General features: G+C 46.8%; 8 protein-coding genes. 1 reads left to right on the top strand and 7 read right to left on the bottom strand.

Annotated features, from left to right (window positions below):
• Window positions 1–77: 77 nt before the first annotated feature.
• The 4 genes from ACE3MZ_RS11485 to ACE3MZ_RS11470 all read right to left on the bottom strand — a co-directional run bounded on the left by ACE3MZ_RS11485 (window position 78) and on the right by ACE3MZ_RS11470 (window position 5,413).
• Entirely contained in the window at window positions 78–947 is an 870-nt protein-coding gene (locus ACE3MZ_RS11485; protein WP_411346563.1) for an aldo/keto reductase, read from the bottom strand.
• A gap of 148 nt (window positions 948–1,095) precedes the next feature.
• The gene (locus ACE3MZ_RS11480; RefSeq protein WP_411346562.1) at window positions 1,096–1,947 is read right to left on the bottom strand and encodes a hypothetical protein; all 852 of its coding nucleotides are present in this window, start codon (window positions 1,945–1,947) and stop codon (window positions 1,096–1,098) included.
• Window positions 1,948–2,535: 588 nt separating this feature from the next.
• On the bottom strand, window positions 2,536–3,006 hold the full coding sequence (locus ACE3MZ_RS11475) for a hypothetical protein (protein WP_411346561.1): 471 nt from the start codon (window positions 3,004–3,006) through the stop codon (window positions 2,536–2,538).
• Window positions 3,007–3,055: 49 nt separating this feature from the next.
• Entirely contained in the window at window positions 3,056–5,413 is a 2,358-nt protein-coding gene (locus tag ACE3MZ_RS11470; RefSeq protein WP_411346560.1) for a cytoplasmic protein, read from the bottom strand.
• 649 nt (window positions 5,414–6,062) lie between these two features.
• Between ACE3MZ_RS11470 and ACE3MZ_RS11465 the strand changes: the two genes are divergently transcribed.
• The gene (locus tag ACE3MZ_RS11465; RefSeq protein WP_411346559.1) at window positions 6,063–7,103 is read left to right on the top strand and encodes an NAD(P)-dependent alcohol dehydrogenase; all 1,041 of its coding nucleotides are present in this window, start codon (window positions 6,063–6,065) and stop codon (window positions 7,101–7,103) included.
• A 366-nt stretch (window positions 7,104–7,469) separates the two neighbouring features.
• On the opposite strand, the gene ACE3MZ_RS11460 is transcribed toward ACE3MZ_RS11465, so the two are convergent.
• From ACE3MZ_RS11460 to ACE3MZ_RS11450, 3 genes are all read right to left on the bottom strand, one after another.
• Window positions 7,470–9,596, bottom strand: a complete 2,127-nt coding sequence (locus ACE3MZ_RS11460; protein WP_411346558.1) for a subtype B tannase — start codon at window positions 9,594–9,596, stop codon at window positions 7,470–7,472.
• 128 nt (window positions 9,597–9,724) lie between these two features.
• Complete coding sequence (locus tag ACE3MZ_RS11455; protein WP_411346557.1) at window positions 9,725–11,620, bottom strand: ABC transporter ATP-binding protein; 1,896 nt, start codon at window positions 11,618–11,620, stop codon at window positions 9,725–9,727.
• The gene (locus tag ACE3MZ_RS11450; RefSeq protein WP_411346556.1) at window positions 11,613–13,343 is read right to left on the bottom strand and encodes an ABC transporter ATP-binding protein; all 1,731 of its coding nucleotides are present in this window, start codon (window positions 13,341–13,343) and stop codon (window positions 11,613–11,615) included. Before ACE3MZ_RS11450 ends, ACE3MZ_RS11455 begins: the two co-directional genes overlap by 8 nt.
• Window positions 13,344–13,376: the final 33 nt, after the last annotated feature.

The following is a 13,376-nucleotide window of genomic DNA, read 5'->3' as shown; positions in this document are numbered from 1 at the left end:
ACGTTAAAGCCTCGTTCTACAGCTTTGTTATATTGCGTATTCGCGTTGAAATGATTATATATCGTCTAACATCATCTTTATTCGGACAGCTTATCCAATGTGGCAAAATCCTCATCGCTTAATTGCAATGTAGCTGCTTCAATATTCTCGTCCAAATGCGATACCGTTGATGTACCCGGAATCGGCAGGATGACTGGAGAACGACGTAGCAACCAGGCAAGAGCGACCTGTGCTGGTTTGGCATTGAGCTTTTTGGAGATTTCATCCAACGGACCGCCATCGCGAGCAAGCTCACCAGTCGCCAGCGGGAACCATGGGATAAAAGCGATATTTTGCTTTTCCGCTTCATTGAGCAGGTCTTCCGCTTTGCGGGTAGATAAATTGTAAAGGTTTTGCACGGAAGCGATTTTGGTAATTTGGCTAGCTGCCTGTAGCTGATCGACGTCCACTTCGCTCAGACCGATATGACGAATCTTGCCTTCCTGGCGCAGCTTTTCCAGTTCACCCAGTTGTTCTTCCAGCGGAATCTTCGGATCAATACGATGCAATTGGAACAGATCGATGCGCTCCAGACCGAGATGACGCAGACTGAGTTCTGCCTGCTGACGTAAATATTCTGGACGTCCCACTGGACGCCAATCGTTCGGACCGGAACGAGTCAGACCCGCTTTGGTAGCGATAATCACATCATCCTTGTACGGATGAAGCGCTTTGCGGATCAATTGCTCCGCTACAAATGGACCATAAGAGTCCGCAGTATCGATAAAATTGACGCCCAGCTCGACTGCACGCTGTAAGACGCGCACCGCTTCGTCAGGGTCTTTCGGGTCACCCCAGACTCCTTTGCCTGTCAATTGCATACTTCCATAACCAAGACGATTCACTTCCAGATCGCCGCCAATCTTGAACGTGCCAGATGCGGCGGCATTCAGGTTTTCGGTTGTCATATGAAAAGCTCCTCTCGTTTTTGGATGGTGCCTACCTGTCATTGTACACCCAATAATACCTTTACCCTTAATTGAATCTTTCTATACATTAGGACAATATTATTTTTCACAACGTATTTAGTTTACATAATTATTATTATGGTAATAATTATTTTGCGATAAAAAGCTTTTGTTTGATTTCGTCTATATAATCATCGTCCATATCAACTACAATCGTTTTGAAAATAATATCGTGATGATGTAGTACGGTTTGCTTGATACCTTCCTCCTGAACAACTTGCTGGAATTCACGTCCCTTTGGCAAAGAATCTACGTCCATAAAATAAACTTCCAATTGGTCATACTTTAACTGCTTTGGTCCAAAACCATGCTGCTTCAGTACATGCACCAAATGTTCAATATCGTGTATATAGTTTTGTTGTGTACCCTGCTTGGATGCAATAACAACCGTAATATAAGTGTTGAAGGTTTGAGGATATTGGTTTACAAAATCGTTAAACGTCGTGATCTGCTTATCGTATGTAGGATAGCTTTTCCCCTGATAGATGCGAATGGTTGCAGCCGCATTAGCAGGCAATCCCTGCTTGGCAATGCTCTGAAACTCCTGCTCTGCCTTTGCTTGCCATTTGATTTTGAGATAGTCGTCTTTCCAGCTTTCTACTGCCCTCTTACGTACAGTAGCTTCGATACCAAATTTGATTTCGGTATGATGGATCGGACGAGCGCTTGCAAGATAGTCGTCTGGTAAAAGGGGGCTTTGGATATTGGTCAGTTCAAATGGTTCGTTGTACGTTTTCTCCAAATGTTGGATGATACTTTGTTCTGCTCCGCTGTAATCAGTAGTGATTTCTTTAAACCAAAAAGCAAGCGCAAACAGAGGCATCCCCGCCAGCAAAATATTTAACAAAATAAATCCACCAGCCATAAAACCAAAAATGACAACGACGACTTGCAGCCTGAACTTTCTTTTCTCCTGTAGTTGTTTCTCTTTATCATTCAATCTGAATCACGACTCCTTACTTGTAGGTTGGATAGGTTGCTTGTAGATTGGCTGAGTTACTTATAGATCAGGTAGATAAATTATTTGCATGAGTTGAAGTATTGGAGCTGACTGCTCATGTTCAACTATCGAAGCCTACTGTTCGTTATGTAAGCAACTACATTTTCAAAGCAATAAACTGACAGGTATTGCAACTGATAGCAATAAGTTGTTTGTCGCATAGATATGAATAAATTATAGTATATTGTGGCAGAAACTACTATACAGTAGCATTTGATCAAACTATGTTCTCCTTCATTTATTTTGGTTATCTTAGGATTTCATTTTGTATTTTGAAATTATAAAGCGAAACTAGAAAACAATATATTAACATAATAAATATTATGTAAATTAAAATAGATGGATTGAATAGTCTTTGCGAATAATGCGAATAATGCGAATAATGCGAATAATGCGAATAAACTATCAAACATACAAACAACCTACTGAATCTCACAATTTAGCAGGTTGTTTTCCATTTGTTTTCTATTTTTGTCCCATCACTATTCTTTCATTTTGTACAACCCAAAATCTATTACTTCCTCAGATTCACGATGTAGACAGATTCAATTCGTGTATCGCTTCACTGGCAGCCTTTTGCACAACAGGATCATCGTGAGATTGATACTTCTCTACAATCGCAATGTACTTACGATTGTACGTCATACCGAGCGCATACACTGCGTCTGCTAGCAATTCAGGCTCAAGTTGCTCTATCTGATCGGCGATTACATCCAGTGTCTGCCTTCCGTACTGCGTCAGTAGCTCCAAGATAACATTATTGATCTCCACTGTTTCCTCTGTAAACAGATGTTGCTGTAACAGGACGAAGATCTGCTCCAGATGAGGAAGTTGATACCCAAACCACGGGTCAAGAAATCGATCCATGCAGAATAGCAAATTGTCTTTTTCCTGCTGGCTTTCCGTTTGCAAAAAGACTTGAATCGGTTCAATCCCCGCTTGAATGATATCCATATGGCGTTGATCATACGTTATATATTTTACCGAATCGGAATCCATCGCACTCTTCCTCTCTACCAGATTAGATTCCCCCCCATACCGCAATCTGTCACATAAATTCAGCTAGAATCATATCTGTCTCATATGGTGTGATGCCCTGCTCCATCGCGAATATTGTATCAGCGTCCTCCATACGTTCCACCAGTGTACCTCTCGCTTGGGCATGCAATGTGAACAGTTCAGACAGCATCGGTCGGCGCAGATCGGAGAAAGCGTGACCGAGCATTTGCAGACCTGTCATATTATCCTGTGCGGTAATCTGGAAACTGCGATTCTTCAGCACGGCATCCATCCAGATCATCTCACGGGTATGCAGATCCAGTGCAAACGGTACAGCTTGCTGGGCTTGAACGGTCAGGTCAAACTTGGACTGTACGGTGCGTGGATCGTATACTTCGCCGGTTTGAACATGCTGGCGCATCATGAAGCCAGCAAAGCATTCCGGCAGTTCCGCAAACGCCTGTCCAGTAAAGCAATTCACCTGTACAACGGCATAACGTGCACGAGTCTGTGCCAGTACAGCCGGAATATGCAGATCAATAAACTCAGATGCGCCTTGGGGTGCGGATACAATATCACCGCTGTGAACACCAAAGTCTGCTTTTATATTATAAAAAGCAAGCGTATCGACATGGTTCCAGTTGTCATCCATCAGGATCACGGACAGATCGACATCAACACGAGTATGCTGCCCTTCCCGAAGATCACTCCACCAGCAGAACAATCGCACCGTGTCTCCATCCAGCATATCCACTCGACTTCCACGTGGTAATGCACGCAGCGCACGACTTACTGAACGCTGTGATAGTGGAACCGGAATCTGCTGCAACGTCGGTTCGATGTATACCCGTCCAAGCGATGGTTGTTCAGCAAAACGCCGTCTTAGTTCATGTTCAATACCTTGTGTCAGGCGCTCCGTTACTGCATCTGACAGCACAGGCAAAGTATTCGGAATCGCAACGACTTTCCCCATATTACCTTTCGGGAAAAAGACACGATACCGTCGCGGTTCATGACGATGCTTGAAATGTGCCATCATTTGCAGCAGTAACGGAGTAGACAGCTCATTCATATGCTGCTCAAATTGCTCCAAAATAGCTGTGGATCGTTGTGGCTGCGAACGCAACAGCATATCCAGTCGTCGTGCCAGTTCACCCGGACGTGTACCTAGCTTGGCAATCACAGCGGGATCGCCGTTCGCCAAGCCATGCTGAATTTCACTACGAAAGGTAACGATATGCTTGTCCCGTCGCAAAGAGGTAAAGGCTGCAAATGCATTCGGATACTGCTTACGCATCTCACCCGGATGTAGAATCTCACCAAGTCGCTTCCATTGCTCACGGTACAGCACCATATCTTCTAATGGCTGAACAGTACATTCGAGCAAACCGAGCAACAGTCTGCGCTCCGACCGTTTGAACTTGCGAAAGTGATACGCAGTTGCAGGATCGGCAGCCCCTGCTTGTTTGTCTCCATTCACACTCAATGTATGGTTCACCTGCACATTCATGCCCTGATTCATGTTATACACATTGGCAAATGGACGGGTCAACTGTGGCAGCTTTTTCGCCCATGCCAGACTGGTATCTAGCCCGGACAAACCAGCCGCAAGACGCAGGACATCGGTAGCGGTGCGGAAATAACCGCTCAATCGCTGAATGCTGGCACGTCCATTATCCAGCAATACAGCTGCAACATAAGCTGCATTTTCCTTATATGGAATCTGCTCTGGCAACAGCTGCTCGACGTCCTCCACATGGTGCAATGCTATGCGTAGATCTTCTTTATCTTGTTCGGACAGTGAACCATTGGCGGCTGCCAAATTCCGCATCATATATATACCAGCGGATTCCTCAGCAAGCGAGATGAATCGAAGCTGGGTATTGTCCAGCAACAACGGACGAGTCTGCGCTGCACTGTCCGGTAATGTGCCCAAGCTGTAATGCAGCATCGCATTCAGGTACAGCTGTGCATGGGATGCCTCCATAACTTCATCAGGGAAGTTCGGATACATCGGCTTATACTTCACATGATCGCCAACCATATGCTGCAATGTCGGTACAATCTGTTGATGAAGTGCAATCAGTTCTGTAACTGGCAAAGTACGACAAGCTTGCAGGAGATCATGGTCAAATGTGTAGCCAAGCTGTTCCATATGTGTGAGCAACGTTGCTAGCATACGTTCATTAGGTGATGAATGCTCAGTAATCAAGTCACTGATGGGTGCTGTATTGTCGATCTGTTCAGGCTCTGTTGGATGAGATGGTTGGGATTGCGACTCAGGCAATATGAGCTTTTGTACACGTCGCAGCAAAATAGGATTCAACCATTGAAAGGCAGGTAGAATGGGACGCGTATTGTTATGTGCTTGCTGGTGTATTATGTGTTTGGAACTATTCGTATTCATATGTAATCCTCCTGTATATACAACAACCGCAGGAGAGCCGGAACACTGACAAAGGACAGTTTGGGTTAGAAGGAAGTGTTCTGATAGCCTGCGGCTGATGTATGATGTTGGAATGTATAAAGCTGCAAGAGAGCGGAAAAGCTGAATTATGCCAGGGGAGACAAGTCTCCGTTCTGGCTCCGATGAGTAGAAGGAAGCTGATCCATAGCCTGCTGCTTTATTCCTGTGTGCTATTTGTGTTGTTCGTGATGTTCATATTGTTCGTCTTGCTGATACTTACACTTTACGAGATCGTTCAGCTTCCGAACAGGGCATAAGTATGGCGAATGAACAATAATAGAAATATACAACCTTTTTCACGTTGTTCTTCACATTATGAAGTCTATAGGTGAGTTGCTTTACATGTACCATACAAAGCTGCAAAACACAGCTACAAATCGCTACCAACTCAGCTATACCACCTCTATATTCCTAATCACAAATCACGATGAAGCTATTAAACAGTAACCTATTAAATTGCACCCGATTGTCTACCTAAAATTGCATCTATCAAAAATATGTATATAATAAATGAGTAAGTGTTCATTGATTAGCAGATAACACTTTGTTTAGATACTTACCAAAACATACAGAATAGGGAGTGGAGAAAATGGTACAAACACGAGTATTGAGTGCTTCGCATGCTAAGGCACCTTTTGAAAAGACAACGATTGAGCGCAGAGAACTTCGTCCGAATGATATTTTGATCGATATCAAATTCAGCGGCATTTGCCATTCCGATATTCATAGTGCTTACGATGAGTGGGGCGGCGGTATTTTCCCTATGGTTCCGGGTCATGAAATTGCCGGGATTGTTGAAGCTGTCGGTAGTGATGTAACGAAATTTGCAGTCGGTGACCGTGTCGGTGTTGGCTGTTTTGTAGATTCTTGCGGTGAATGTGAATACTGTCAACGCGGTGACGAGCAATATTGCACGCAAGGCGTTGTACAGACGTACAACTCGCGCGAATATGATGGCACGCCAACATACGGCGGTTACAGCCAGAAGATTGTAGTGAAAGATCGCTTTGTCGTTAGCATTCCAGAAAAGCTGGAAATGAATGTAGCTAGCCCACTGCTGTGCGCAGGTATCACTACCTATTCCCCATTGAAATACTGGAATATAGGGCCGGGTAAAAAAGTAGCTGTTATCGGTGTCGGTGGACTCGGTCACTTGGCGCTGCAATTCGCGCATGCACTTGGCGCAGAAGTTACGGCATTGAGTCGTTCGGTCAACAAAAAGGATGAAGCGTTTGAATTTGGCGCAGATCACTATTTTGCAACCGAAGATCCAGAGACGTTCAAACAACTGGCAGGTCAATTTGATCTGATTCTGAATACAGTATCCGCGAATATGGATGTGAATGCGCTTCTGTCACTTCTACGTGTAGACGGTACACTTGTAAACGTAGGTGCACCAGCTGAGCAAGACCAATATAGCGTATTCTCGCTGATCATGGGTCGTCGTAGCATCGCCGGTTCTCTCGTAGGCGGTATCGCGGAAACACAGGAAATGCTGAACTTCGCTGCCGAGCATGGTATCGAGCCGAAGATCGAAGTGATTCATGCGCATCAGGTAGATGAAGCTTATGAGCGCGTACTGAACAGTGATGTACGCTATCGCTTCGTTATCGACGTAGCTACGCTGTAGGTTACTGCTTCAAATGTGCGTACAATTGTCGTGAGATTGAATTTGAACCGATGGGATCTTTTGAAGGAATCTTGTGAAGGTTTCTTTGATTTCGAATCATAAGGAAGCTTGTGCCTACTATGAATATACAAAATCCCCTGAACTCCAATACTGGAGAACAGGGGGTTTTTGTTGCGTTTTAGAGTATTTACGAGACCGATTCCTGCAACATATACATGTTCATATATGTGCTCAAAATCCATTGCGAGACTATACGCATATGCGATACATAAAAGAACAAGAACATGTATTACTCAGCAAGCGCCTATAGTAAGGCTGGTTATCTCTCACGCATATCGTTGCTGTGTTTTCTGTATACGAACCGTCTTACTGTTCCGCTGAATAGCCTGTTGTCGTATCGATGTTCAGCTGACGGGTTACTGATTGCCAGCTCAGATTGACGTCTAGCGCTTGAGCGAGATCGCGTAGTTTCAAATACGTTGTGCCTTGAATCGTGTAGGCGGTGACTTGTACTTGTTTGCCATCGACGGTTACGGATGCCTTGGCTGTCGAAGCTTTGGCAGAACGGGTTGGATTGCTGCTCGTTGTATTACTAGTTGATACAGATGATGCTGTCGTGCTGGTGAGCGATATGGAGCCTGTTGCTGAATCTGCTGCAACGGTAAACGCTTTGTCTGTTGCTTGCAGTGCAGTGGCAAGATCGTCTGCGGTCACATAATGACTGCCAGCGATATTGTAGCTAGCTAACGTAGCAGTTTTGCTGTTGATTTTGACTGTTGCTTTGCCTGCGGTAGCTGTCGTTGTAGCAGATATCGGCGCTGTCGATGTGTTGGATGATGGTGATGTCGTGCTACCGGTTGTGGTAGATGTACCGGAAGGGGCAGACGTATTGTCTGTTCCACTGTCATCCGGTGCCCCTGCTTTCCCCGTCATTCCCCCACCCATATTCATACCGCCAGTTGTTGTACTCTGATCGGCTACTGGAACGGTAGCATTGACAGTTGATCCGCCTGCTACTCCTGCCATCCAGGTGAACAGTTCGCCCAGATCATAGTCGCCACTGTGTGGTACATCCCACGGCAGTGCATAATCGACATTGTAGCCTTTATTTTGCAAATCCAGTGCCAGCATCGCTGAAACTGCGGTCGATGTATCGCTATCCTTCGTACCGAAGCGAATCCGCCAGTTAGGCGCTGTATCGGTGCCAGAGGTAGAGATATAATTCATCGGGTTCATCAGCTTGATCGTTTGAGCATCTGCCATGCTACTGCCCTCTACCGTGCTATGATCCTGTGCGTATTGAGTAAAATGCTTAGTATCGGTTGTCGCCGTACCGAACAGTTGATTCTCCCCTGCGCTCAAGTCCAGCGCGTCAAAGGCACCCGGCGTTTTCATACGACCGAGATACGCAAGATATTGATCATAGTTTACATCCGTTACTTTGCCATTGCTGATCGTAATCCAGCTCTTGTCTGATAGATCAGTGCCGTTATCCAGTGCTCTTTGCGCGGAAGCTATCACTAACGATTGAATGTAATCACGGAAGCTGCCTGTACCGTCACTGTTCAAAGTCAGTGCATTGCCGTCTGCATCCTTGAGATTCAGACTGTTGAGGTATGCCGGGAACATTGCGCTCAGATCGTTGGACACTTGAATCTGATCAGCAGTTAGCGTGCCCTGCACTGTTTTGCGCTGAATATGGTAATCGGTATCTGTGGAGATTTCCAGCTTGGAATAGGTGTTGATACCATTGAATTGCCATTCATACGCATCGTTGGCTTGATCCAGATTCGTGATCGGTGTATACGACGATACGGCAAAGATATCATCCTTCGCATCCGCTGCGCCCAATTCTGTTAAATATGGCTCGTAATCGGCATTGTTACCGCTAGCGCCTAGCAGTGCGGACAATGCACCACCTGCGCTTGTACCATTGGAGATAATTTTATCGGCATCGCCAGGCATCACGCTATCGTTGTAACGCAAATAACGTACTGCTGCTTTCAGATCGACGATTGCTGCCGGAGCTTTACCCGTTGTAGCCGTACGACCACGTGCACCCGGAGAAGCGACCACATAACCGTTAGCAAGTGCAATCAAGGCAGCATTATCACCGCCACCCATGCCCTGTCCCGGGCTGTCTGGCTCAGCAGGCATATAACCGCCAATCGCGTTCGGGAAGAAGATCGGTGCGTTATCTGCGTTGTAGCTACCGATCGATTGCCCTTCATAGTACTGCTCCGGTACATAGATATTCATAATTTCGTATTGTGTATCGACAGGATGTTTGACATAAACGATTTTCTCGTACGCCCGGTATTTGATCGTTTTGCCATCCAGTGTGGCGGTCTTCTCAGTATAGCTAGCTGTATGAAAATCAAGATTGTACGAACCTGTTGCAGTCGTAGATGCTGCCTCGGCAGTAATTCCGTTCAAGGGCATGACCAGCATAGACGACATGACAAGGGTGGCAAACCATTTTTTGCTATTCATTGTGACATAATCTCCTTTGTTATCAGGTATGGAATGTGTCCGTATTGTATGAACAGTCCTATCCTACATCGGAAATATGGCATAAAAATGGCATAGCATGCAGATTTCGCATTTTACCGTGCTATTATTCAGGACGATTCCTGATGCACGCCATGCTGGAACTGGCTGTGATATAGCTCGTAATATGCTCCTCGCTGCTCCAATAACTGCTCATGATTGCCCTGCTCGGCAACCGTACCTTCGCGGATCACTAGAATGCGGTCGGCATCGCGAATCGTACTGAGCCGATGAGCAATGACGAAGCTGGTTCGTCCTTTCATCAGCGTCTTCATCGCCTGTTGAATGTGCATCTCTGTACGCGTATCCACACTGCTGGTCGCTTCATCCAGAATGAGAATCGCCGGATTCGCCAAGATCGCCCGGGCAATCGTTAACAATTGCCGCTGACCGTGACTCAGATTACTGCCTTCCGCTGCCAGCACAGTATCATACCCATGCGGCAAGCGCGCGATAAACGGCGCTGCATTCGCAAGCCGAGCCGCTTCTTCCACCTCAGCATCACTCGCATCCAGTCGACCCAATCGAATATTGTCACGAATCGTTCCTGAGAAGACATGCGCATCCTGTAATACCATACCAACCTGACTGCGCAATTGATCTTTATCCAGTTCACGCACATCACGTCCATCGATCCGCACGGTGCCGCTATTCACTTCATAAAATCGGTTCAGCAGATTAATGACCGTCGTCTTGCCCGCTCCGGTTGGTCCCACCAATGCAATCTTCTCGCCGGGTTGAGCCGTAAAGTCAATATGCTTCAGAATCATACGCTCTGGATCATAACCGAAACACGCATCGTCAAATTGTACTTCACCATGTAGTTTCACAGTATCGTTTGTATGGGATGACTGCGTGGATGCCAAAACACCGCTTGTTTGCTGATGTGTTCGTTGCTCATATTCCGATGGTGTATCCATAATCTCAAAGACACGCTCTGCACCAGCGATAGCGGACTGAATCATATTGTACTGATCTGCCAGCTCGGCAATCGGACGACCAAACTGCTTGGAATAGTTCAGAAAGCTGACGATAATCCCGACCGTCGTCAGATTGTGAAAAGCCATCCAGCCGCCGATGCTAGCAATCAATGCAAAGTCGATATTGTTGACCATATTCATCACAGGTCCGACCAGACCGGAAGCGATCTGCGCCCGAATCCCTGCCTGATTCAGTTCATCGCTAGTACGGCGGAAAGTAGCTGCTTCCGTTTGTTCGCGGCGATACTGTCGAATGATCTTCTGTCCACCAATTGACTCCTCGATCATACCGTTCAGTTCACCCAGATGCCGCTGCTGGCTTTTAAAATATTTACGACTCATTCTCGCAATACGGCGACTTGCCAGCAAAATCATCGGTACTGTGAGCAATGCTACAATCGTAAGCGGAATATTGAGCGACAGCATAATAATGAGTGAACCGACCAGCATGATCAGGCTGTTGAGCAACTGAGTCACACTCTGATTCAGCGTATTGGATACGTTGTCGATATCGTTGGTTGCCCGGCTCATCAGGTCGCCCTTAGCCCTTTTATCAAAAAAGGAAATCGGCAACTGCTGATACTGCTTGAACAGATCACGGCGCAGATCGTACACCGTACGCTGTGATACGCCCGTCATTACGTACGCTTGCACCCATGATACCGCGCTGCCGATCACATAAATGGTCAACAGCATACCCGCCAGCTTGAGCAGCATGGCGTAATCACGCGGAATAACTGCCAGATCAATCACGCGTCCAAGCAGATATGGTCCGAGTAACGATAGAATGGCATTCAACACGGTAAAAATGTAAACAACGATCAAGCCTTTGCGCTGACGATTGAGATAGCTCCACAGTCTGTGAATGGTGGCGGTACGATTTTTGGCACGAACGATAGGTACATTGCCGCGCATCGGTCCACGTCCGCCCGGACCAGGCATTGGAGGCATTGCTGCCTGAGAAGATGATTTTTGCGAATCAGCCATGATGTACCTCCTCCTCACGCAGCTGGGATTGACGAATATCGCGGTATGCTTCACTTGTTCGCATCAGCTCGTCATGCGTTCCCTGCGCAGCGATCTGCCCATTTTCCAAAATAAGAATTCGGTCGGCGTCGCTGATCGACGATACCCGCTGCGCAATCATAATATGTGTACTGCCATGCGTGCCGCGTTGCAGCCGCTGGCGGATCCGCGATTCTGTGACAGCATCCAGTGCGCTAGTGCTGTCATCCATAATGAGAATCGATGGACGGATGAGCAATGCGCGTGCAATCGATAGCCGTTGTTTCTGCCCACCGGATAGATTGATGCCGCGCTGACCGAGTACCGTATCATACCCTTCACTGAGTTGAATGATGAACTCATGTGCTTCTGCTGCTTTTGCCGCTTCGATGACCTGCTCCTCGGTTGCCTGCGGATGACCGTATCGGATATTGTCGCGGATTGTACCGCTGAACAGAATACTTTGCTGCATGACAAAACCGATCCGGCTACGCAGATGATCCAGCTCAATCTGCTGAATATCGGTACCGTCGATCAGAATGCTACCGCTGCTCACTTCATACAGTCTCGGAATGAGACTGACGAGCGTCGATTTGCCTGAACCGGTTGCGCCTAGAATAGCAACCGTCTCGCCTGGTCTCGCGGTAAAGCTAATATGCTGAAGCACATCGTTATCATCCGCATGATAGGCAAAGGACACATCACGGAATTGAATCTCGCCCCCTCGAATGATATCAGTAGCCGCAGATGGATGATTTACGATCTCACTGTTCGTTTCCAGCACTTCATTGATACGATTCGCAGATACGCTAGCACGCGAGATCATCGTCAGGCGACCGCTGAGCATTAGCATCGACATGAGCAACTGAGTAACATAGTTGATGAAAGCGACCAATTGCCCTACTTCCAGTGAACCACTCCAGCTCTGCATCCCGCCGAACCATAACACCGCCACAATACTAACATTCAGAATCAACATCATTAGCGGCATATTGAGCGCCAGCAAGCGTACTGCTTTGATTGCGACAGCAGTATACCCACTGTTGGATTCGTCAAAGCGCCGTTCCTCATGCGCGCCACGTACAAACGCTTTGACGACGCGAATACCAGCGAGATTTTCCTGCAATACGGTATTCACCTGATCCAGCCGCGCCTGCATACGCGCGAATAAAGGAAATGATACTTTGATCAATATATATAACAGCGCCGTCAGTACAGGCACCGAAATAAGCAAAATGATCGTCAGCTTCGGACTGATCACAATCGCCATAATCAGACTGCCAATCAGCAGCATCGGCGAGCGCACTGTCCGTAGAATCAGCTGTACAAAGCTTTGTAGCTGCACGACATCATTGGTCAATCGTGTAATGAGTGAACCGGTTTGCAATGTATCCAGATTACGATTGGAAAAGGTCTGAATATGCTCAAACAACCGAATCCGCAGATCATTGCCAAAATGTTGCGAAGCCATACTGGAAAAAATCGTACAACCTACACCACCGATCAGACCGATCAGCGCCACACCAAGCATGAGCAAACCGGTCGTAATAATATGATGCAGATCGTTCTTCATTAAGCCGTCGTCCACGATGCTCGCCATCAAAGTTGGCTGCATCAGATCCATGCTAACCTCTAACAGCATCAGCAACGGTGCAAGCAGACTTGATACCCAGTACGGTCTGAGCATCCCGCGCAGTTTCCACATTCACTGTCCCTTCTTTCCGGCATGTTGCCGGTA

The sequence above is a fragment of the Paenibacillus sp. WLX1005 genome, assembly GCF_046603685.1.
GTDB lineage: Bacteria > Bacillota > Bacilli > Paenibacillales > Paenibacillaceae > Saccharibacillus.
Note: the sequence above shows the minus strand (reverse complement) of the source record. Positions and strands in the feature narration are given on the sequence as shown.

What these genes read in the sequence shown, in the direction of transcription:
- ACE3MZ_RS11465 (WP_411346559.1), top strand. Translation starts at nt 6,063, where the DNA reads ATGGTACAAACACGAGTATTGAGTGCTTCGCATGCTAAGGCACCTTTT.
- ACE3MZ_RS11455 (WP_411346557.1), bottom strand. Translation starts at nt 11,620, where the DNA reads ATGGCTGATTCGCAAAAATCATCTTCTCAGGCAGCAATGCCTCCAATG.
- ACE3MZ_RS11460 (WP_411346558.1), bottom strand. Translation starts at nt 9,596, where the DNA reads ATGAATAGCAAAAAATGGTTTGCCACCCTTGTCATGTCGTCTATGCTG.
- ACE3MZ_RS11475 (WP_411346561.1), bottom strand. Translation starts at nt 3,006, where the DNA reads ATGGATTCCGATTCGGTAAAATATATAACGTATGATCAACGCCATATG.
- ACE3MZ_RS11450 (WP_411346556.1), bottom strand. Translation starts at nt 13,343, where the DNA reads ATGTGGAAACTGCGCGGGATGCTCAGACCGTACTGGGTATCAAGTCTG.
- ACE3MZ_RS11470 (WP_411346560.1), bottom strand. Translation starts at nt 5,413, where the DNA reads ATGAATACGAATAGTTCCAAACACATAATACACCAGCAAGCACATAAC.
- ACE3MZ_RS11485 (WP_411346563.1), bottom strand. Translation starts at nt 947, where the DNA reads ATGACAACCGAAAACCTGAATGCCGCCGCATCTGGCACGTTCAAGATT.